The following is a 22,610-nucleotide window of genomic DNA, read 5'->3' as shown; positions in this document are numbered from 1 at the left end:
CTTAAGGGTTGCCAGCCAGGGCCTTCTAACGGAGGATGTGGTGCGCAGGTGCCAGCGACGCGGGAGCGAGCATATGGGGGGGGTCACAATGGCGACGAGCAATACGATGCCGAAGACGGGCGAGATCGCCACAGTTATCAGCACCTTTTTTTTCGCGCTGGCGACTTTCCTCGCGCTATCTCTTGGAGACGCCTCTCCGGTGCGGGCGCAGCAATTGCCGACCTACGGGCCGTTGCCGTGTCCGGGGCATTCGAAATCATATCCCGCGGACCCGACGATCTGCGTGATGACGATCAAAATTTTCAACGACGATCCCAATCACTACATTTATCCCGTGCTGGAGACAGGCCAGGGCAATAACGATCTATGGATGCAAGCCTGGTTCAGCGTCATGAATTCTCAGCTCGCCGCCAAGCCCTACCCGAGGAACAACACCTACCGGATCTATATTAATCCAACCAACGGCATCCCGCCGCACACAGGCGTGTCTATAACGCTTCCGCTCTACACCCAACTGATGTCAGATCCGATAAACTCGAATCCGGGAACAGGTCTTGGTAAACCGGACACATTCATCGATTGGTGGAGCGGCGGCAACATTCTCGTCTACACCAGTCCGGGAACGACGTCGGCAGTGCAACCGCCATCGCTGACGAATGCGATGCTAGCATCTACCCAGAAGCCGCTTACGATCGCGTCCGGCATCACGCCAGCGCCGATTGTGCCCACGTGTGTGGGCGTTCAGTCAAAGTTCCAGCCTTCCCCACCCGCGATCACATGTGAGCCGTTGACCATCTACAAGGACACGGCCTCTTCGCCGGCTAATGGTGGAAGTCAGCTCCTCGAGTATACCCTGGGTGCTCGAAACGTAAACGTCGCCCCCCGAGGCGCCACCGATTGGATCGCATGGTGGCTGGATACGAGCAACGTCGACTTCGACGTGAGCTACGTGAACCACGTCTGGATGCCGGCGGTAATGGGACCGTATCTTAATGATCAAGTCGGTTATACGGGCGCGCCACAGACAATCGACACGTTTAAGGGCCCCTCGGACGGAAGTAGTGGCCTGAAGTATTTCCAGAAAACGAATGTCGCCGGTTGGCCGCAATATTATGACAATTATTCAAATATACCAGCCAACACTCGTCCCCCGGCGTTCACTTATCTGAAGTTCCCATCACTGCTTGTTATCTTTCAACAATTGGCTGGCGCCAACCCACCGAGCGATCTTGTCCCAGCGATAAGTCCAACGGATTGGGCGAAAGGGCCTCCCGCCTCTCTGGCGGCTTGGCCGCCCATACAGGGCTTGTATACGAATTGGATAAACTATGCAGGGACATACAGTGGATACGGTTCATGCCAGGGAACCTATACGCCGGGCAACGATATTAACACGTGGTGTACAGCGCTCCTCGCTCAAAAAGCGCTCCTGCTTGCAAACTACGCGAACTACCGGGCGTTATTTAACAATAGGACCTGCAGCGGAACGCCGCTCACGATCAGCGACGCCCTACTGATTGGGCACCTCTACGGATTCACATCATGGGTCGAGGCGACTGGGGGCAGTGGATGTGCGCCCAAAATTAACCTACTCCAGGACACTCCGGGTTTCTGCGTGGGCACCGGCTGCCCAACGCTAACGAATCCGAATGGTGGCGATCCCGCAAAGCGAGATTATTCAAACTATAACAAAGTAAAGACGGCGTTCGATAAACTGAACTACACCTACGACCCAGTCACTAACCAGCCGTATTATCCCGGCAATCCTCCTTACATATTCAATCCCTATGCGCAGCTCATTCATACTGCTTCGCCTAATCTCAACATACCCTGCGCATACGGTTACTCTGTCGATGACGCGCAGGGGAACGTCCAGGCGCAAGGCCAAGGCTTCATCGTCGACGTCGGAGACACCGTAAATCTGGAAAATCAACATAAATGCAACCCACCCATCAATATCACTCTCGGGTATGATCCCAACGTTACGCCGAGGTTTTACAAATACGCCGTTTGCAAAATCTCGGATCAACAACCGTATGATCGAGTAAGACCGGTAATTCCAGGTTTTGCCTCTTTCGATATCAGCGCCCAGAATCCCCAGAACTGCCCAATATATCTTTGGGACAACAAAAACGACACAGATCCCTCGGGTCCGCCGAAGGGACAGATGTACACATTTACGATGCTTACTGATGGTAGCACGCAGGGCCTGAATAACGCGTTCCCATTTTTTCAGAATCCCGCCAACGCCATGTGGACGACCGCAACGAGCGCCTACGTCGGGTGCAAGGGCAACGCCTCTAACCCATTTTCGAGCCAGCTGTGGTGTTGCGAAAAGCTAAATCCCCCCGCTGGCGCTGGGGTGTACGGATATTCGATGCCGATTGTAGCTGCCCACGCGCAAACACAATATACGGTGACTACGATACCTGCGGAGTCTTGCACAACCGCTGCAAGTTGCAACAAAACAACTAGCGTGCTGTGCAACACCAATCAATAGTTCGGTTGCCGATGCGCTCAGGCCCCGGTCGCCAACCGGGGCCTTTGCACGGGACACGAAGTGACGTTTAGAAAGATTGGTCGCGGGCGATTAATCGGACGCGGCTGTCAATCGCTCCTTCGCCGCCAACGCCGTGCGGCTCGAGCTTCACCCCGGCAACTTCCCGGGCACGCTCGCGATGCCGAGGCCGCTCAAAGATTGGTCGGTGACGAGGCTCAAGGAAATGCTGAAAAATCGGGGCGAAGGTCGTCAGGCATGACCGCTACGTCACTTTCCAAACAGCCGGTTGGAAGGCCGGCCGTTCGGGACCCCGCGCTCCGGCGGAGTCTCCGTGACCGCGAGAACTTGTCACGGCGAAAAATTCGGGGAAAGGTGCATCCGAACCGGGGACTATCCGGCAAATCCCGGATGATCGGGTTTTTGTTGGGCGCAGCCTCCCCGCTGGCGACATGTAAGGACCTGATGAGCGTTCACCGGGATAGCGTGCTGTTTGTCACTCTGGACTCTTGCAGATTCGATACGTTTCTTGCAGCGTCCGCGCCAAACATGAAAGCCATAGCGCCGCTTCACAAAGCGAGCGCGCCGAGTCATTTCACCTTTGGTTCGCATGCGGCGATGTTCGTCGGCTTCACGCCGAGCATTGGCGGTTGCGGGGAACCGTTCTTAGATAACAAGTTCGCCAAGATATTTAAGCTTGCAGGCGGTGGCTATTCGGGTAACAAGCCCGAATTCGATTTGACCGGGACGAATGTTATCGCCGGATTTCGACGTCTCGGTTATACGACGATTGGCTCTGGCGCAGTTGGCTGGTTTGACCCACAGACAGAAACTGGACGAAATTTGACCTGCGATTTCGAGCATTACTTCTATGTCGGAACGGATGGCGCGAAACAGATCGCTTGGATGAGGCAACGCATTGAGGCGGCAAACGACAAACCAGTATTTTGCTTCCTGAATCTTGGCGAAACACATGTGCCCTATTGGCACAAAGGGGCGTCTTGGTCGCGAAACGACAATCCATGCCAGCCCTATGGGAAAACAAACAGGGCCGATGACTGTCGTTTGAGGCAGAGACTTTGTTGTGAGTACATCGACCGCGAGATCAAGGATCTTCTAGAGCCATTTTTCGGCGCGACGATTCTCATTTGTGCCGACCACGGAGATTGTTGGGGAGAGGATAACCTATGGGAACATGGCGTTAGCCATTCCATGACGTTGACTGTGCCATTAATAGTCCGGATACGAGGAAAGCCGATTGCTAAGACAGGCAATTAAGTTGATGGGCCACGCGGATTTTACCCGTGAAGCGATCGGTCGAAATGAATCTCGTCTACGACGCTTCCACTGCCGAGCGCGTTGCGGATTGACCTCGTCCAGCACCGGATACCGATCCCTCACGTTTCGATCCCTCTTTTGCAATGTGCCGCTTCGAGTTCGTCGGTTCGCCGAGCCGCAAAGACGTGAAATCGCGGGGAAGCAGAGAAATTTCTTGACGTTGATGCTCGGGGCGGCATAGCCCCTGAGTTCGCTTATGTCACCAAATTTGGCGCGCTCGCGCCCTTCGTGAAGGTTGCGAAGCTGCTTTCGGGACTGCTGCCAGTGGGCGGCGCGATGAACGCCGGCATTTCAAATTGATCGCGGGCAAGGACTATGGAGGAGCGCGACGATCGGTCGCCGATTTCAAAACGACCTTCGTCGGAATTGCAGCCCTTCCTCGACGTGCGCGTTGCCATTCTAGAGAAAACGCCGTCAGGCGGCTCTATCAGGTTTCCGATCGGACCATGCGGTCATCAGCGCGACAAACCCCACGACTTGGCATGTACTCCGCGTGAAGTGTTGCACATTTGCCACGCCTGAAGGAAAAAAGCCGCTGCAGGCCAATTTCATGGGCGGTTGCAAGCGCGCTCTATTGACGCTCGTTCGCCTTCAGTACTAATTGAAAAGCGACAGCTTAGCGATCGTTACTTCGCAAGCGCAGCGTCGAGCTCTTCTTGAACTTCAGGATGGAGACGGGGATGAAAAAGATACTCCTTTCCGCAACCGCGCTCAGCCTGGCGCTGACCGCTTCGGCCTTCGCAGCCGACCTCCCCATCAACAAGGGGCCGGCCATCATCCCGCCACCGCCGCCCCCGACATGGACGGGCTTTTACGTCGGTTTGAACGCCGGCGGCACCTTTAGCAACAGCCAGTCGATCACTATCGTCTCCAGCCCGATTGCCGACTTCCCTAATCCTGCCACCGGAGTCTCCTGGGCGGGCATGGCGGCCTTTGGCGCAACCGGCATCCTCCCCGCCGGAAGCAACGGCGGTTTCATCGGTGGCGGCCAGATTGGCTATAACTACCAGTTCGACGCAGGCCGCTTCGGAAGCTCGTGGCTTATCGGCCTTGAAGCGGACATCCAGGGCGTCGCTTCCAGCAAGAGCACAGCCAGCGCGTTCTCTGAGGTCGGCCCCTTCCCCTTCGTCGGCGCTTCTGAGGTCCACACCACCAGCATCAGCAGCAGCCGTAGCCTCGATTACATCGGCACGGTGCGCGGTCGCCTCGGCTTCCTGGTCTCGCCGATCTTGCTCGTCTATGGCACGGGCGGCCTCGCTTACGGGGGCGTGAGCGGCTCGACCTCGATCGCGCAGTTCAACAATGACTGTAGCGCGACCCCGGTCCCCGGCGCTTGCGTGCAACCCGCCGCTGCGACGAGTGGATCTCATTCCAACACGCTCGTCGGCTGGACGGCGGGCGGCGGCCTCGAGTGGATGTTCCTGCCGAACTGGAGCGCCAAGGTCGAGTATCTTTACTACGACCTCGGGACGACGACCTGGGGGAACGGCGCGCTGGCTTACAACAGTGGGTCCTTGGTAGCCGCCAGCGGATCTGCTGCCGTCATCGCCTCGCAGTCCCGGGCGCACTTCAACGGCAACATCGTCCGCGCCGGCGTCAATTATCACTTCAACTGGTTTGCACCTGCGGCGGTGCTCGCCAAATATTGATCGACAGCAACAGCCTGACCAGCGAGAAGCCTGGCCTTGGGCCGGGCTTCTTTTTGGGTGCGTGCACCCACTTCCTGGCGGTGCGCCAATTGACGCCCATTTCCAAAGCGATGCCGCGAATGTTCCTTCCCTCAGCTTTCAGAATCTGGACCTTTTCAAACATGTCCTGTCGCGAAGGTTGATGAGCAAGTCGCTTAAGATAGCGGTCCTCCGCGATCACTTACCGCCCTGGCGTGCTGCAAGCAATCAAGCCAACGTCTGCGCCCACAGCTCAGGGCAAGGAGGGACACGCCAAGCCCTTGTCGGAGCGGCTTAACTGGTGCTTAGTCCGCTCGCGCAGATCCTGCAGTAGATGAAACCGATCAGCGATTTGGCGCGCTTCCGGCGCGCCTTGCCTATACCCTGCGCATAGAGTCCGCAGCGAGGGGCCGCCTGAGAGCGCTCCGAGTAGAATTTGGCCCACAGCGACTCTTTCCAATTCGTGGAAGAGATTGTCCTTAGGGGACTCGCCGGCGTTCTGGACCCAAAGCGGTCCCTGAGGTATGGGAACCTGGATTAGGTCGGATTGCTGCATATGAATGCGCCTTCAGGCCGCGCGCTTATCGAAGGCAAGATAGTGAAAAAGTCCGACACAGGACGCAGAAGGCGAAACGGCGAGCCTGTCAATCGCTCCGGTTTCTCCCCACTTCGGCGCGCGACAGAGCGCATGACGTGGTGACGCCGATGATCAAGAAGTGGGGCGCATTATTCGGCGAGAAGAAGCAGAAGCCTCCGCCGATCTTCGAGCGATATGTCCCCCTGGCGCCCTCACATCAGAACGCCGTCGATGCGATCCCTGGATGGAGCACGAGCCTGCCGCCCGAACATGGGGTGAAAGCCGGGGCGCTCGCCACCTATGCGGACCCGCGTATCGCTTGGGCGATCCAATGCTACGGCTCGCTCGAAGGGCGGGAGGTGCTGGAACTGGGGCCGCTCGAGGCCGGCCACACCTTCATGTTGGATCGGGCGGGCGCGCAGGTTGACGCTGTCGAGGCCAATCAATTGGCCTTCATGCGTTGTCTTGTGGCCAAGGAGATTATCGGGCTCCCTCGATCCCGCTTCTGGCTCGGCGACTTCGTAAAATGGCTCGAGAACTCCGAAAAGACCTATGATCTGATCGTCGCCTCGGGCGTCCTATACCACCAGCGCGACCCTCTGCGTCTCCTGGACCTCATCGCGCAAAAATCATCTGCAGTGTATATGTGGACGCATCTCGTCTGGGAGACGCACATGCCGCCCGACGACCCGCGTCGCGTCGTCTTTTCGCCGGAAGTCGAAGAGCATCTCTTTCACGGCGTGAAGGTCAAAGCCCATCGGCGCACCTATTTGCAAGCCGAGGCCAATCCCGCCTTTTGTGGGGGGATGCAGGACGAGCATCGCTGGCTTGACCACGAGGATCTCTTCGAAGCATTGAAAGCGATGGGCTTTCATGACATCCAAACCGCTCATGAAGAACCGGGGCATCTTTTTGGCCCGGCTATTTCCATCTTTGCGCGCAAATAGCCGCCAGCGGGCGCGCTACGAGCGGCAAGAAATCGGCGCTGAAGCTCTTCCATGCCGTTTTTCCGCAGGAAACCGCCTGAATTCAGAGGCTACGTCGATTCCTGCGGCGGCGGAGAGGTGCGCGGCTGGGTTTGGGACCGGCTGCGGCCTCACTGCGGCTTGCGCGTAGAAATCTACTCGGCCGGCGCGCTGATCGGCTCTTCGAAAGCCGACCTCTTTAGAGCGGATCTCGCGGCGAACGGGATCGGAGACGGCCGGCACGGCTTCAACTTCCCGTTGCCGCCGGGAGATTTCCCCGAGGAGACGATCGCGGTCAAGGTGGCGCAGAGCGAATTCTGGCTCATCGACAGCGGCAGTCGACAGCTTCCCGATTTGATGAACTCTGCCGCACGCGGTCTGCCCTTGCTGCGGCCAGCTTTATCAATGCGCAGCGTTGACGCTCTCGACGTCGAGATCGCCGGGGCGCTCCAGCGCGCATGGCGCGAGGCGATGGGGAACAGAGCCGCAAGCGCTCTGCTCGATCGCAAAACAATGTGGGGCGAGATCGTCGCGAACCGTCACCGATCCCTCCTGGCTTGCCTTGAAGGTTCCGATCCTCGTCCCCTCGCCGAGCACTTGGTCGCCGTGCAGAGATCTCCCGAATCTGTGGGCCTCGCCCAGGGAGACCGCGCTTATAGAGACTTCCTCGCAGCCTCGCCGGAAGGCCGGCGGGCGGCGGTCGTCCCTTTCCATGACATGCTCGCCTCGCTTGTCCAATACATGCGTATCGCCCGCGCCGAATGCGCGGAGCAGGATCTCGTTGGCGAGACTTTGGTCACGGACCAAAGCGTCCTGGTCGACAAGATCGAGGCGGCGCTCGGACAGGCGATCGTCTTTCCGGATGTCTTCGACGGACTCTATGGCCTGGCGATCCGCGATAAGGTTCTTCATGGCCGAGACATTCAAGCCCTCTACGCCGCGCTCCGCGCGATAGAGGCGAGCGGTCAGTCAAAGCCAGCGATTTGCGAGATCGGCGGCGGATTTGGAAAGGTCGCGCAATATGCGTGGCTGCGCGGCGTGCGGCGCTACACGATCATCGACCTGCCCACAGTGTGCGCAATGCAATATTTCTATCTGCGCAGGACGCTTCCTGAAGCAAGCATTTCCCTCGGAGCTTCAGAGAAGGATGAGGGAGACGGGATTTCTCTCGTCTTCGCACCGAGCGCATCGCAGCGCTTGGAGCTTTCCGCCGACATTGCACTCAACTGCGACTCCTTCCCGGAGATGGGCGACGCGGTCTGCCGAGACTATTTCAGACGTATTCCGCTCTGGGCGCCGCTCTTGCTCAGCATAAATCAGGAGGGCAATCGAGAGATTCGCGGGCCTAACGATCGCCAGTCCCTCGTCGGCGCGCTCCTGCCCGAATTCGGCTTCACGCGACGCTATCGCTTCCGCAGTTGGATCCGTCAGGGCTATGTCGAGGAGCTGTGGAGCGCCCCGTCGTCGCCCGGCGCCGCGCATTAGGCGATCGGCCGAAACGATGATCCCTGATCCGACCCTGCCATGCGAGCTTGAGCCCGAAGCCGGCATTGTGATCGAGAACGGCCGCACGGTTGCGACATCCGCCGAACCCTGGCTGCGGTTCAAGTCATTGGCGCGTTTCGAGTTGAGCTGGTTCATAGAAATCACTTACCGGTCAAGCATTTACGATGACCCTGTGCGACCGATCCTTCGATTTGTGACGGCCTCGGGCGAGACAGACCGTACCCTGCCTGGGCCCATTGCGGGCGTCGGCATTTGGCGCGGGGCTGCGCCGAAGGATTTGAGGAGCGTCCTGATCAGCCCCGCGGTGAGAGTCGGCCGATTCGACTTCGTCGTCGAAAACGTCAGGCCGCTCAAACTCCTGGAAATCGCTGCGATGGTTTGGGCAAAGCGGCCGCGCAAGATGTTCGATATCCTGCTCGCCGCTTCATTCGGCTATTTCGCCGAGGCAGAGAACGCAGTGGCCTGGGCCATCGGCGCCGAGCCGCTGGAGCGCTCTCGAGAGTGGCGCGCGGAGCGGGAACGCGGCGCGGACCCCGCCGGGCTGGACGCGGCGCGCACGGATTGGCGAGGGGGCCCAGCCTATCTCGCTGTGATCGATTCGCAGGACGCCACAGAGGAGTCGCTCGCGCGCACAATGGCGTCCTTGCGCGCGCAGGTCTATGAAAATTTCAGGGTGGTCATCGCCGGGTCCGAGGCGTTGGGGCCATGTCATGACCCTCTCGTGACCCGTTTTGTCAGTGAGAATGGAAAACAAAAGCTGCTCGAGGGAGAGAGCTTCCTGCTCCTGCTTCGAGCCGGCGACGCGCTCGCGCCGCACGCGTTTGCGCTGGTGACGGAGGAGTTGGCGCGCTTTCCAGGGGCAAAGCTCTTCTACAGTGACGAGTGGGTGGTCGAAGGCGAGGAGACGACGCCCTTGCTCAAGCCCAACTGGAGCCCGCTCTTTGCCGCCGCGCGCCCTTATCTCGGCCGAAGCGTTTTTCTTCGCGCGAGCGAGCTCGACTCAGGGCTCGTCCCGCTCAACGCCGCAGATTTTCAGCGCTGCACGCAGGTGATAGCGCCGAAGCTTGCTCGGGACGAGATCGTGCATTTGCGGCGGTGCCTCCTCACGCGCAGGCGCGAGGCAAGAGAGACACTGTGCGAGCCGGCGCCAATCGAGACGGTTCGCACGATGCGCGAGCCGCCATCTATATCGATCCTGCTTCCTACGCGAGATCGCGCGGATCTGTTAGGTCCATGTCTCGACAGCGTGCTCGGCTTGTCCACCCACTCGCGGTTCGAGCTCGTCATCATCGACAATGACACGCGCCAGGCTAAGGCGTTATCGATTTTGGATCGCGCCTCGAGAGATCGACGTGTGCAGCTCCGCCGCCGGCCGGGTCCTTTCAATTTCGCCGCCTTCAACAACGAGGCGGCCCGGCAAAGCTCAGGCGACGTCCTGGTTTTCCTCAACAATGACACCGTCGTCCTCACGCCGGACTGGCTCGAGCAGCTAAGCCAACTTGCTCTCGAAGAAAGCTTGGGCGCCGTCGGCTGCCTGCTGCTCTATCCCAATGGCCTGGTTCAGCATGCCGGCGTGGCCGTGGGGATCGGCCAGGACGCAGGGCACTTCGAAGCCCTACAGACGCCGGACGCGCCATCGTGGCTGGATAGGACCCGCTTCGTGAAAGAAGTTAGCGCCGTCACGGCGGCCTGCTTGGGCGTCGAGCGGAGCAAATTCATGGCCGTCGGGGGCTTCGATGAGGAGAACTTACCCATTGAATTCAATGATGTAGATTTGTGCCTGCGATTGGCCGAAAGGGGTTGGACGAACTGTTATACGCCGCAGGTGCGCCTCATCCACAAGGAATCGGCGACCCGGGGCGGGGCGGGGGCGCGTCCGCTCAGCGTCTACGCCAAAGAGCGCGATTATTTTCGGGCGCGCTGGCGCGCCGTCATCCGCGACGATCCATATTTTCACCCAGGTCTGTCGCTATTCGCTCGCCAAGCTGCGTTGGGGTGAGCCTTCGTAGCGCCAGCGGGTCCCAGGCAGCACCTCGATTATGCTCTTCAACATTGAAGCAGACAGAGGAAACCAGATTGTCGGCTATCTGGTTCCTGACGATTTCACTAAATCGCCGACGCTGCGAGTCCGCGATTCCGGCTCGGTTCTGACTGAATTTCCCTGTCTGGAAGAACGTCCGTCCCTTGTCGCTGCCGGAAGGCATGGAACCGGGCGATGCGGGTTTACGGTCGATGAGTCGACGGTGCCGAGCCTGGCCCAAAACAGTGGGCTTGAACTTTATGATGCTGACACGGACATCCTGATCTACCGGCGCAGGCAAACGGCCGACGTGACACAAGAGAAAATTTTTCGGTTCGAGACGCACTTGTTTCCTCTGTGGCGGCTCGATGAGCATGCCGAGCACAAGTTCCAATTCTTTCACAAAGGGGTGGATCGTCACGGCCGCGAGACGGCGACGCAGATGCTGCAGCTCAATAACGCCTCATCGATCTACTTGAGCGGCCGTGTGGCTTTCAAGCCCTATGAGAACCATCTTCATGATCGATTCCGCTGCATCGCGCTCATCCAGGACCCTTATGTGGAGTTGGCGGAGCGGCTCTTGATGCTAAAGAACGTGCCCAAGCTCTCCAAACAGGTTCTGGGGCCGCGGGATGTGATTACTTATCGATCGGCGATCGAATTCTCTCAAGCCGTCGAACCGGATGAAAAGAGCTTGCTACGCGCCTTTGACGCGATCTCGAAAGAAGCCATTGCTGTGCTTACCAATCCTATGACCCGACAGTTCGCAGGGGATTCGCTCGACGAGCCGCCGCCAAAGGGCGCGGTGGCCAGAGCGCTCGCATCTCTCTCCACATTTTCGCTGATCGGATTGCGCGAGGACGAGGACCTGTTTCTGGATGCGCTGGAAGCCCTTATGCAGCTTCCGACCGGCGCGATGCCCAGTCTGCACAGCTTCTCAAAAGTTCAGGATCTTGCTAAGTGTCTGCGGCTCGTGCCCGAGGCGGAGCTGCTGCTCGAGCAGGATCTTGAAGTCTACCAGACCGTGCGCGAGGCGATTGAGACCGCGATTTGAGGACCTCTGTGTTCGGCGACTCTCTAGTTGAGCATCTTTTGGACTCGCGCGCGATAATAGGCTTCTGAGAAGATGCGAGAGCTCAAAGCTCCAGACCGCAAGGAAGAGGAACTCGCGCCCCTAAGCGCGCCTTTGGGGAATCTGCCGCGCCTTCCCGTCAATGTCGGCTGGCTTCGTCCCGTCGCCGCTGCAGGGCCCGTCGCGGCGAAGCTGATCCTCGAAAACATCGAACGGGTCGTGGGGGCAGCTCCCGTGCGCACGCTGCCGACGACGCTCGCCAGCGCGCCGCCGGTGCTCCTGAGCTTCATCGGCTTCGTTTTGGTTCCGTCGCTGGCGGTCGTCCTCTATTTTGCTTTCTTCGCCTCCGATCAATTCGCGGTCGAAAGCAAGTTTGCTGTTCGCTCGGTGGAGACCGAGCAGTCGTCATCCGACTCGGCGAACGCGTCATCTTCGTCCTCATCGGCCGGGTTCTCTTTCACCGCCACGGGGCAGAACGCCTACATCGTCACGAGCTACATCCGCAGCCGCGCCATCGTCGACGACATGAACTCGAAGCTCAATCTGCGGGAGATCTTCCGCCGCCCGGAAGCGGATTTTTGGGCGCGGCTCAGGCGAGATGCGTCGATCGACGAGCTGACGCAATACTGGCTTTCCATGGTCGATACTTATGTCGACTCCCTTTCTGGCGTCGTCACGGTGAGGCTTCGGGCTTTTCGGCGAGACGATGCGTTGGCGCTCGGTCGAGCCGTGGTCGAGACGAGCGAGGCGCTGGTCAACCGCATCTCGGAGCGCGCGCGTCGCGACGCCACCGCAATGGCCGAGAAGGAAGTGCGCCGCGCTTTCGAAGCCGTGCAGAAGTCGTTAGCCGAACTGCATGAGTTTCGCGACAAGGCTGGTATCATCGATCCCGGTCAGGCCATGGGCGAGATCGGCAAGCTTCTCCTGCCGCTGTTGACGGAAAAAGAAAAACTCGAGAGCGAGTTGTTCGTCGCCACTCGCGAAATGTCCGAGGACGCCCCGACGGTGCAGGTGCTGCGGAAAAACCTCGACGCAGCGGAGGCGCATATCAAGGAGCTCAAGGCCAGAATCACGAGCCAGCCCGGAGGGGCCGGCCAGACGGTCGCGGCCTCGATCGCCAAATTCGAGGAATTGGAGATCCAGCGGCAGTTGGCGGAGCGGCTTTACGCGCTGGCCCAGGCGGATCTCGATCGCGCGCAGCTGCGGGCCACTCGCCAGAACATTTATTTGAGCGTTTTCGTTCCTCCCTCCCTACCGGAGGAATCACGCTACCCGCGTCGCTTCGCCTTTTCGCTGCTGACTTTTGTCGCCCTCACCGTGGTCTGGGCCATCGTCATGATGGTCATCGCCTCCGTCGAGGACCACAGGCTGTGATTTGGCATCTCGGGACCTGTGTCTGAGCGGGGAGCCGGCTTCGCTTACAGCGAGTCAAGGAAGGCCTCGACCCCGGCGAAATACTCCGTCCAGTTCGGCGGTTTGAAACTGTGCGCGAGCCGCCGCGCGTTGTCGTTCGCGGACGAGCCGCTTTCGGCGAGCTCTCGAACTGCGGCAAGCCAGCCTTTGCCGTCGAGCGGGGAAAGGAAGGTCGCGCAGTTCTGCGTGACCTCGCGAAACACCGGGATGTCCGAGCAAACCGCCGGGGCGCCGACCGTAAGCGCTTCGACGAGCGGTATGCCGTAGCCTTCCGCAAAGTTCGGCGCCAGCAGCGCGCGGGCATTTGCAAGAAGCTGCCGCAAGGCGTCGGACGAGAGCCCGTGCACGCGACGAACATGCGGCGCGAGGATATTCGAGCGCTCCAAGCCCTCGATCATCTGCCCAGCGCCGAAGCCGCGCCCCCCGACGCAAATGAGCTTGGGCGGTTCTCCGCCTCTGGCGACCAGCTCGCGCCAGACATTGAGCAGCAGGATATGGTTCTTGCGCGGCTCCCATGTCCCGATGGCGACGAAATAGGGGAAGCTCGCGAGTTCGGGGTCGAGAAGCGCTAGAGCGCGATGCGAAAAAGTGGAAACCGGTTTTTCGCACGAATCGCGCTCTAAACTTTTAGAATCGATCACGTTTTCTGCGTTCAGGCGATTCTGCCTGAACGCAGCGTGATCTAAGCCTCCCGCTGTCTCCAACGGCGAAGCGAGAGGCTCGGCATGGATCGGCGGGCAAGGCCGATCCAAGGCCCGAAATTCCGCCTTCAGCCGCGCCGCCGTGGCGTCGCAGGTCGTGACGATCGCCCGCGCGCGCCGCGCGATGAGCTCAAAACGGCGCCGGAACAGTGCCTTGTAGCCGGGGCGGAAATATTCGGGAAAATCCAGCGGCAGCAGATCATGCGCGAGAAAGACGGGCGCCACGTCGGGCCGCGCGTCCAGCCACCGGAACAGCCCCGGATATTCGAAGCCATGCTGCGCCACATTGAGATAGAGGGCGCCCTCGGGGATCTCGAGATGGCGGTGGTGCGCAATCCGCAGGCGCGTCTTCGCGGCGAGCGACGCCGCGGATTCCACGACCCTCTCCCGCCGGCTCCGCGCGGCTATGGGAAAGTCGCCCCCTCCTGTCAGCCATGCCTTCAATTGCCGCCGCGCGAGATCGGAGATCGAGGCGTCGGCGCCCGCGAATTTCCTCTCGTGGCCCATCGATAAATCCGCCACGCGGGCCGGGGCCAACAAGTGCGGGGCGAGCAGGCCGTAATGCAGCCCGCAGGCGAGGCGCTCGCTCCCCGCCCAATGTCTTGCATAGGCGCGGTCGACCCAGTCGATGCCGGTCGTCGTGACGCCCGTGAGCCGCGTCGTCAGATGCGTGACGTCATAAACGATCGCCCGCTTGCCGGGGGGAAGACGCTTGGGCTCGAGGGAGATCGCCATGCCGCTAATAATGCCGCTTTTTGCGATTTTCCTCAAAGCTGGACAAAAACGCTGGAGTTCGATGGACATTCTGCTTCTCGGCGGCTCGAACGCCGGCCTGCATTACGGCTGGGCCGCGCAGCTCGCCGCGCGTCTCCCCGAGCATCGGGTCTCGAACCGCTTTCTCGGCGCCGTCGGCTCGCTCTACGGGCTGATGCGGCTCATGCGCCTCGGCGAGGACGCGGCGCCGCCGCAGCTCGTCATCTTCGAATATGCGCTCAATGACGCCGTGCTGCTTGACGCCGGCTGGCTGCGCATGGACCTGCTCGAGGACACGCTGCGCGCCGTCGCGGAGCTCTGCCGCGAGCAGCGCCTGCCGCTGCTCCTGCTCTGCCTGCAGCCCCGCCCGGGCGAGGCGGCGCGCGTCGATGCGGCGGCGCGGCGCGCGCTCGCCTGCTATCGCCGGCTTAGCCAGCGCCACAGGCTCTACCCTTGCGTGACGCAGCAGGAGGCGCTTGGCGGCGTGCGCGCCGAAGATTACGTCGACAAGCTGCATCTCCACGCGGAGGCCTCGATGCGCGTCGCCGAGCATCTCGCGGCGGTCCTGCGCGACGCGCGCGTCCCCGTCCCGCGCGCGGGCGAGACGGCGCCGCCGTCCTTCCGCTTCGTTCCCGCGCGCGCCGCGCGAACGCAAGGGCCCTGCCGCCGGGTGGAGATCGTCTCCACAGTCTACAGCGACGAATTTCTCGAGGTCTCGCGCGGCGGCTCGAGCCTCTGGCCGGGGAGCGGACGCCTCGTCGCGCTGATGCTGCGCACGACGGAGACCGCCGGCGCCTATCGCCTCGCTGCGGGGGGCTGGAGCCTGCGCAAGACCGCGCAGTCGCATATCCGCGCGGTGCTGCCGAAGGTCATGCTGCTGCATTATGTGCGCGCGCAGCCGGCCGCCGAGGAGGATCTGGAGATATCCATGCCGGCCGAGGAGGTGGCGCTAATGCGTCTTCCCGAGGACCGGACTTTTCACGGCGCCCCGAGCGAAGCGCCCTTCGCGGCGCAAAAGCTCGAGATCGCCGGCGTTATCTTCTGGAGCGGCGCCCCCTGGCCGCGCCGCCTGCTGGCGGCGATCCAAACCCGCCTCGACGCGCGCGCGCCGTGGCTGGTCCTGTGGAGACGCAAATTCAGCTCGGCACCGATTCCGCCAGCCGCGCGCTGAGCTGGGCGATGGTCTCTTCCTTCTCCGCGAGCCGTGCTCTCAATTGGGCCTCCAAGGCACGAAACTCAGCCGCTTCAAGCGCGGCTTTCAGCTCGGCGTTTTCTCCCCTCAGCGCTTCCAATATCCTCATGTCCTCGGGCAATTCACTCGGCGCGCCGATCCCCTCGACGCCAAGCCGAACGATGTTCTTGCAGGGCACGGTGTCCGAGAGAAACCGTGCGGGCCAGGCGTCGGCGCTCGACTTCTTGAAAACGGCGACGAAGTCGTTCCAATGCTCGCCGCGACGCTCGGCGATGAAGGACTCGACCAGTGTCAACGGGTATCCGCGCTTTTGCGCCAAGGCGACGAAACCCTTCCCGCAGTCCGGATAGAAGCGCCAGCAATCGATGGGATAACGGTGGAACATGCCATTAGAGGGCGCGTTCAAATAAAGGACCCCGCCAGGCTTCAGCACGCGCGCAAATTGCAGGAAAGTGTCCCAGAAAGCGGGATCGTGCTCGAAAGCTGAGGTCGAGACGACGATGTCGGCGAAATCGTCCCGCAGGGGCAAATCCCGGCCGGGCTCGACTCTTATGTCCACACCGGGACCGAGTTCCACGTCTAGGCCGAGGTAAGTCGCTCCGGCGGGACAGAAGTCGCGCAGACTTCCGTTGACATTGTAAGACCCGAGTTCGATGATGATTTGCCCCGCGGCGCCGTAAATCTCAAAGAAATGTCTGCCGATCTCATAGGCGGTGTCGTGCATGATCCGGCCCCTATTTACGGCTGGCGTCGGAGTGCGCGAGCCCTTGTTTGAGATCACCTGGTCTTAGTTCATGGCGGGTTCTCATCCAAGGAAGCTTGCGCCGATTGGACACAGATCGATGGGAAAGCGAAGTGAATAACTTTTTGACGAGGGTGAGAACCGATTGTGAGGGCATCGCGCACTTAACTTCAACCCGGAAATATCGCTATTCTCCGCTTTTCGGCGACGCCGAATCTTTCAAAATGATCTCGACCGCTGGAGAGAACTCCTTCGGAGATTCCCTGTAAAACATCCCGATGCGTTAAACAATAACTGGCTTCGTTGAAATTTTCAGGGTTGACGATGGGAAACGCGGGCCGAGATGGTTTCCTGCTTCTATAAGAAGCGCTAAGTTCAGTGACAAATTTATACAGTCTTATTTCATGATACAGAATTTTATCAATAAATCCGCGTAGTTCTTCTGATAAGAATATTTCTTTTTTGAACCACGGCCGACTCCTGTTTTCTACAACTGATGAAAAATCCTCATGGATGTTGGCGAATCCAAATTGGCCGTATAATATTGGTAGATCAATTGTTGTTCCGATATATGTATAACTCAGAAGTCTGTCGCGCACGCCTTCATCGGAGAGATGCGCGAAATCGTCCCCCAGAATGTAATACGACTGACAGACGCAATACTGCTCATAATGCTTTAGCAGGATCTTCTTGATGGCAATGGGATCTGAAAAATCAGTCGATATAATTTCAAGATCTAACATCCGTTCTCTTTGATTAAATCCGTAGTATTCAGGAGGATTTGCGATTCGTTCGAAGCTGTAATTTAAGTGCGAGATTAATTGGGATAGCGGCTCCCTCACCATAGAAAAATATTCAACGGGACGGCAAATAGTAATCGCTTCCTCGCCTTCCATATGGTGTAGCGGTAGCCAAGCCAGCTTTGCTGAGAAATGAAATCGAGGGATATGTCCTGATATCCAATCCGCGTTCAGCGCAGTCTTTATGATGTCGACATTATCCAAGACCTGAGCATTACCGTGGCCGCGTGGCGATAGTCTATCTAGAACGTTAATTACGGTGCTCCCGCCAGTTTTTGGCACGTGCACGAAAACAATGAGTGGAAATCGGCCAGGGGCCAAGTCGTCGTTGTGCGCTTCAGTGTTCATCACGTTTCTCTTCTCGGTGACGGCAGCACCATTTTGACCAGTGGTATCGGGGCGTCGGTTCCCGGGTGATGGCCGCGGAAATATCTTGTGGGGTTACACACCGCGCTTTCGTAATCTGACCAACGTCTCCGAAATCCGATCACTGTAACCCCGGCACTCATTTTCTATCACGGAGCAATCGGGAGTGAAAGACACGCAACGGTTTGGAGTGAATGATTAATCCTTTGCCGGGTTGGAGGCGTATGCTATTTTTGCGACTCTGAAACGGTTCCCCAGTCGAATGCGACGCGGAGCAAATTTGCAAACGGATAGTTCGGAAGTCGAGAATGAAAAGCGCCACGCTTTTGAATGTTTTTCTTGCTGTCGCATCCGTGTTTGTGACGACGCCGGGGCAGGCAAAAGATTTGTTGTCATCGACCTCGGAAGATTCTGATGTGCAAGAGCCTGTCAGCCCGCCCAATGTCGGACCTGCAAAAGGACGCGCTCCAGCAGCAGTTTCCAGCGGAAATGTCGCTCCCGCTCGCCTTGCCAATCTTCCTGAGGTCCAGATTGACGCTTACGGCGCCGATCCCACAGGAGTCAGGAGTAGTTGCTCTGCGTGGACGTCGGCTTTGACGGCTATTCCAAATGGAGGAACCATCCACTTTGGAAGAGGCTCCTATAAATTACCCTGCGCCTTGAAGGCCTCGAACGTGAGCTTGCGCGTTTCAGGAGCTGGCGCAAGCCAGTCGATATTAGGTTTTACCGCCCCAGGCGGCGGGTTTGTAGTTATGCAGGAAAGTCATAACTATTTTACGCAGTTCGATAATCTTAAAATCCAGACTGTGCAGTTGAATCAAATAGAGACGGCCGCAATTTGGGTGAACTACACGGAGGGTTCGCATCAGTTATTTAATAGTGGTGTGTTCCGAGATATTTCGATCGATGGGGTCAACGATGGTGCGCATCAACATTATTGGAAATACGGTGTTCACTGCACAGGTTGTGATGCAGGCCTTGCGCAAAATGTGGATATAAATGGTATAAATGCCAACTTTAGAGGCTCGGGCTGGTCTCCGACTTCACAAATGAGTGTAGGTGTGTTGGTTGATGGGGGCAAGGCCGCCGGCGTGGGGGCAAGCTTGGGGAGCAATGGTTTTTTAGAAGATCATGTAACAGTGTATGATTCCGTCGTTGGTACCCAGTTTATGGACGATTCTGAGGGGCCAGTTGTAATTAACGGTAATTATGTTGGCGTGAATCATGGCGTCTATGCGCCCGACGGTGCAAACTGGCCGAGCTTTTTTGTGCAGAATAACGCATTTTCATGTTACGTAGACTGTGTTTTATTTGCCGGTTATCAACAAGGACAGATATATGCAAATTATGCCATGAAGCGCCCGGAAAGCAGCGAGGATTTCATCTGCTATGTGATTGCAGACAATCCAGGTATTGGAACGAGCATCGGGAATATTATATCTAACAACGCATGCTCTGGCTTTAAGGGGAACTCAGCGGGTGGCACGGCAATCGCCGTTTCATTGGGCCCTGCGACTGAGCAAACTCTGGTTGAAGCAAATAGCGCGTATAATGTTGATTACTTTATAGAGGAGCATAATGGGCAAACGTACAACAAAATTACAAATAACCTACTGTTTGGTTCAGTGACTAGCTGGATCAATAAGCCAAATTATGCCACGGAGTTCACAAACAATTCTCCGATTATTACTCGATTGGACAGGGGATGGTGCCCGGTGTCCGGGGCAAGGCCCAACCTTTCGGCTGGTTTGCCATGTAAGACATTTCGTCTATTCCAGTCTGGCCCGACAACTGTTACTGATTTCCTGAATGGTCAGGTCGGACAGATTGCCATTCTCACTTTCCTAGATAACAACTCGACACTTACGGCGAGCGCGCAATTGGCTTTGAATAATGGCGTGGACTGGACGCCCGAGAGCGGGGACACGATCACATTTATCAAGGACACCGAGATTGAATGGCGCGAACTTGGGAGATCGTCGGTGTGCTCCGCCTTTTGCGGTAAAGGTTCAGAGCCCAACGTTGGCGTTGGTGTCGGCTCGAGCAACTTCAGCGGAGTCCATCAAAATTCTCCTAGAGATCTTCCCGGTGTGGCAGTCGCCCCCGCTACTCCGCTACGTTTGAACATTCGCCCCTCGAATCCTCCGGGCACCACGAGCACGGTCGGTGCCATGACGGGACTTGGTGTGACTTTTGTGCCGACGCAAACCGGTAATGTCCTGATCACGGTGACGGGCGAGGGGAGAAGCAACACAGCGGGAAACGGCTTTGGCGTGGAGCTCCTCTATGGCAGCGGAAAGATCCCCGGGAACGGCGCGGAGCTTGCCGGAACTTCGACCACTTCCATAAATGTAAGGAACTTGTCGGCGAATACGCAAATTCCTTTTACTTTGAATTACTGGCTCTCTGGCCTGAGTGTGGGAAAGAGCTACTGGCTCGATCTCGGGCAAAGAGCGATGACAGCCGGAAAGATCAACCTCTACGACCTCGGCATTACAGTCATTGAAATGTGACGTCGCAATCGAAACGGTTTCACCGCTCCAGGAATTCGTCTGGTCCGGCTCGTGGCGTGACGTCCCGGCATCAGCTCCCATGCGGTGCATGTTCTACCGATTGAGGGGCTTCCGACGCGCGGCAACCCGCTATGGTCGACGCTGTAAATTTATTTGCTGCAGTGCACTGACCGCGGATTTGCGCGCTGACAAGAAGCCATGTATCATCTCCAGAAAGCAAGATCTACGGGGATCAGCGCAGTCGCCTAGAGGGCACAAACTATGAACAAAAATAAATTGAGCGAACGTCTTTCAAAAGTCGTAGAAACGGAGGCATTCCACTGGGGTGACAATGTAGCTGTGGCCTATCATGAGGCTGCTGCTGCCCACATGGACGCTCATTGGAGCAGTATTATCTTACCAATTTTGAGTACCTATCCGATAGACCTATCGGAAACTATTGACTTCGCCTGTGGGCGTGGACGAAACGCACGCAAGCTGAAAGAAGTCGGTGCCGGAAACATTACCCTGGTTGACGTTAATGCTGAGAATATCGCTTACTGCGACCAAAATCTTGTGCCCCTTGGGGGCTATGCTGTATTCTTGAACAACGGGTACGACCTTCATCCGCTCCCTTCCGAAGCTTACACTTTCGTTTACAGCTTCGACGCAATGGTTCACTTCGATTTGGAGATTGTCCTGTCTTATATAGCCGAGTTCGCTCGCGTTCTTAGACCGGGTGGTTTCGCCTTCGTTCACCATTCAAATTTTACGGGAAATCCGGGAGGGTCTTTCCAACAAAATCCGCACTGGCGGAACTTCATGTCGGCCCCGATCTTCAAACATGTAGCCGTCCACGACGGATTCGATGTCCTGAGGCAGGAAACTTTCGCCTGGGGCGGCGCCGCAGACATAGACTGCATCACGGTCATGAAGAGGATGGCAACATAAGGTGATTCGTTGCTTGGCTCTCGCTCGTCGAGCTTTGGCGATCGCGCGGGTGTGGGCTCGTCGCCCGTGAAGAACGATCTATTGAGCATGTGAGTCGGTTCTATGTTGAGGCGAGAAGCGGGCAGACGCGAGGAATGTAAATCAAACTTAATGAGAGGCCAGTTATGACGTTGCTCGGTGCGTGGGACTATCCGCGGGAAAATACGCGTGGATACAAGGTTACGCGCACTGGCGTGTTGCCGATTGTCGGCTGGCTTCTTGCAAAGCATCCGCGCGTTACTGTCCATATTAACGGTAAGGTGGTCGATGAGATAACGCCGACTTCCTATAGGGAAGACATCGATATTTATTTCGCTTCCCAGTTACCAGAGGCTTCTGGTCTCACTGGTTGGCAGCATGCCGTGAACGTCGACAGCTTTGCGGAGGAGGATGCTTACGTTGAAGTGTTTATACATGACGGCGCGCGCAGCGTATCTCTTGGTCATCGTACAATAAATCTTACACGGCCGGCAAAGTTGCGCAATCTTCATAGAATCATTGATCAACCCTACCGTAAGCTCTCAGAGCAGTTTTTTATATCCGCGCTCGACGGTAATTGGTCAACACACACGACCTCAACTTGGGCTTATGGTGATGCAGCTGCCGAGTTGTTGAATGGAGCAGAAATGGGCTTGGTCGTCGGTGCTGGAATCAGTCCCGTGATCGATAACGTTGCCCAGCTGGACATAACAGGCTACCCCAATATCGATGTGGTATCTTTCGATGATTACCTGCCTTTCATTGATGAAGCTTTCGACGTTGTCGTCTGCCCCAATGTCATCGAGCATGTTAAAAATCCATTCAAGCTGGCGAGTGAAATCAAGAGAGTAACAAGGAAGAATGGTTGGCTATTCATCAACGGAACAAATATGCATTTTACGCACGGTCTACCTAGCCATTATTTCAATCCGACGGAGTTCGGTATGCGCGCGCTCTTTGATGACGCCTACTCTGGCGAGTACGACTTTGCTGAGGCTGCGCATTCTCTCGGGGTCATTATGAAATGGGCTCACGGTGCGCTAAGTGAAAGTGGACGCAAAATCTTTGAAAGCCTGACGATCGGTGACTTGATTGGAAACTTGCATTCTGGCAACGAGTTGGTGAAAAAGGCTTTTGATGATATGCACTCTACTGGGCGGAAATCGATTTCAGCCAATGTGATTTTCAAGGGCAGGAAGATCTTGTAATATTGTTCTTAGCTCTATTTCAAAACCGCCGCCGCTTTAGTCTGTCGCCGGCCATGGGCGGTTCTGACGCCTTTGGCGGCCAATGGTGAGGAGCGTGTCCACTATCTCAGTTATATGATCCGCGCCGGTATTAACGTGATCGGTTGGGACTTCTCGCGAACTCTAATCCTTGCGCGCGCGAGTCACTGCGCGGGTACCACGGGCTTGACTTTGCATACAGGGTATGCGACCGAAAAATTTAGCTGGGCTAGGTAGTTTTGCTTAACGAGGAGGGGGCGGTTTCGACGACCGCCGCGCAAAAGTCGGCATCTGCCAACAAGATCCGCGCCGGC

The 22,610-nt window shown here is 57.7% G+C and carries 15 protein-coding genes; 12 read left to right on the top strand and 3 right to left on the bottom strand.

What is annotated here, in order from left to right; genetic code table 11:
• Window positions 1-88 precede the first annotated feature (88 nt).
• From QMG80_RS01440 to QMG80_RS01400, 8 genes are all read left to right on the top strand, one after another.
• Window positions 89-2,500, top strand: a complete 2,412-nt coding sequence (locus tag QMG80_RS01440) for a hypothetical protein (protein ID WP_199769101.1) — start codon at window positions 89-91, stop codon at window positions 2,498-2,500.
• Between the two features lie 408 nt (window positions 2,501-2,908).
• A complete protein-coding gene (locus QMG80_RS01430) occupies window positions 2,909-3,775 on the top strand; it encodes an alkaline phosphatase family protein (protein ID WP_085771197.1) in 867 nt (288 codons plus the stop codon).
• 740 nt (window positions 3,776-4,515) lie between these two features.
• Entirely contained in the window at window positions 4,516-5,484 is a 969-nt protein-coding gene (locus tag QMG80_RS01425) for an outer membrane protein (protein ID WP_085771195.1), read from the top strand.
• Window positions 5,485-6,195: 711 nt separating this feature from the next.
• Window positions 6,196-7,026: a class I SAM-dependent methyltransferase gene (locus tag QMG80_RS01420; RefSeq protein ID WP_245300148.1), complete on the top strand. Its 831-nt coding sequence runs from the start codon at window positions 6,196-6,198 to the stop codon at window positions 7,024-7,026.
• 51 nt (window positions 7,027-7,077) lie between these two features.
• Window positions 7,078-8,529 (top strand): putative sugar O-methyltransferase, encoded by a 1,452-nt coding sequence (locus QMG80_RS01415; protein WP_085771193.1) that lies wholly within the window; start codon window positions 7,078-7,080, stop codon window positions 8,527-8,529.
• Between the two features lie 16 nt (window positions 8,530-8,545).
• On the top strand, window positions 8,546-10,549 hold the full coding sequence (locus tag QMG80_RS01410) for a glycosyltransferase family 2 protein (RefSeq protein ID WP_085771192.1): 2,004 nt from the start codon (window positions 8,546-8,548) through the stop codon (window positions 10,547-10,549).
• Window positions 10,550-10,589: 40 nt separating this feature from the next.
• Window positions 10,590-11,624 (top strand): hypothetical protein, encoded by a 1,035-nt coding sequence (locus tag QMG80_RS01405; protein WP_085771191.1) that lies wholly within the window; start codon window positions 10,590-10,592, stop codon window positions 11,622-11,624.
• A 72-nt stretch (window positions 11,625-11,696) separates the two neighbouring features.
• Complete coding sequence (locus tag QMG80_RS01400) at window positions 11,697-13,016, top strand: KpsE/RkpR family capsule polysaccharide export protein (RefSeq protein WP_085771190.1); 1,320 nt, start codon at window positions 11,697-11,699, stop codon at window positions 13,014-13,016.
• Between the two features lie 44 nt (window positions 13,017-13,060).
• Here QMG80_RS01400 and QMG80_RS01395 read toward each other — a convergent pair whose 3' ends face one another.
• Complete coding sequence (locus QMG80_RS01395; RefSeq protein WP_281926159.1) at window positions 13,061-14,491, bottom strand: glycosyltransferase; 1,431 nt, start codon at window positions 14,489-14,491, stop codon at window positions 13,061-13,063.
• Between QMG80_RS01395 and QMG80_RS01390 the strand changes: the two genes are divergently transcribed.
• A complete protein-coding gene (locus QMG80_RS01390; RefSeq protein ID WP_281926158.1) occupies window positions 14,490-15,680 on the top strand; it encodes a hypothetical protein in 1,191 nt (396 codons plus the stop codon). The two genes, QMG80_RS01395 and QMG80_RS01390, sit on opposite strands and share 2 nt — an antisense overlap.
• On the opposite strand, the gene QMG80_RS01385 is transcribed toward QMG80_RS01390, so the two are convergent.
• Together QMG80_RS01385 and QMG80_RS01380 are read right to left on the bottom strand one after the other, a co-directional pair.
• Window positions 15,646-16,425, bottom strand: a complete 780-nt coding sequence (locus tag QMG80_RS01385; protein ID WP_158658664.1) for a methyltransferase domain-containing protein — start codon at window positions 16,423-16,425, stop codon at window positions 15,646-15,648. The genes QMG80_RS01390 and QMG80_RS01385 overlap by 35 nt on opposite strands.
• A gap of 188 nt (window positions 16,426-16,613) precedes the next feature.
• Entirely contained in the window at window positions 16,614-17,591 is a 978-nt protein-coding gene (locus tag QMG80_RS01380; RefSeq protein WP_158658663.1) for a sulfotransferase family 2 domain-containing protein, read from the bottom strand.
• 326 nt (window positions 17,592-17,917) lie between these two features.
• On the opposite strand from QMG80_RS01380, the gene QMG80_RS01375 reads away from it, so the two are divergent.
• The 3 genes from QMG80_RS01375 to QMG80_RS01365 all read left to right on the top strand — a co-directional run bounded on the left by QMG80_RS01375 (window position 17,918) and on the right by QMG80_RS01365 (window position 22,278).
• Window positions 17,918-20,122 (top strand): hypothetical protein, encoded by a 2,205-nt coding sequence (locus QMG80_RS01375; RefSeq protein WP_158658662.1) that lies wholly within the window; start codon window positions 17,918-17,920, stop codon window positions 20,120-20,122.
• Window positions 20,123-20,383: 261 nt separating this feature from the next.
• Window positions 20,384-21,052, top strand: coding sequence for a class I SAM-dependent methyltransferase (locus tag QMG80_RS01370; RefSeq protein WP_085771184.1), 669 nt, complete (start codon window positions 20,384-20,386; stop codon window positions 21,050-21,052).
• Window positions 21,053-21,216: 164 nt separating this feature from the next.
• Window positions 21,217-22,278, top strand: a complete 1,062-nt coding sequence (locus QMG80_RS01365; RefSeq protein WP_085771183.1) for a class I SAM-dependent methyltransferase — start codon at window positions 21,217-21,219, stop codon at window positions 22,276-22,278.
• Window positions 22,279-22,610 lie beyond the last annotated feature (332 nt).

This window comes from Methylocystis bryophila (genome assembly GCF_027925445.1).
In the GTDB taxonomy this organism is placed as follows: Bacteria; Pseudomonadota; Alphaproteobacteria; order Rhizobiales; family Beijerinckiaceae; genus Methylocystis; species Methylocystis bryophila.
The sequence above is the reverse complement of the archived record's forward strand: the minus strand, read 5'-3'. Positions and strand labels throughout refer to the sequence as shown.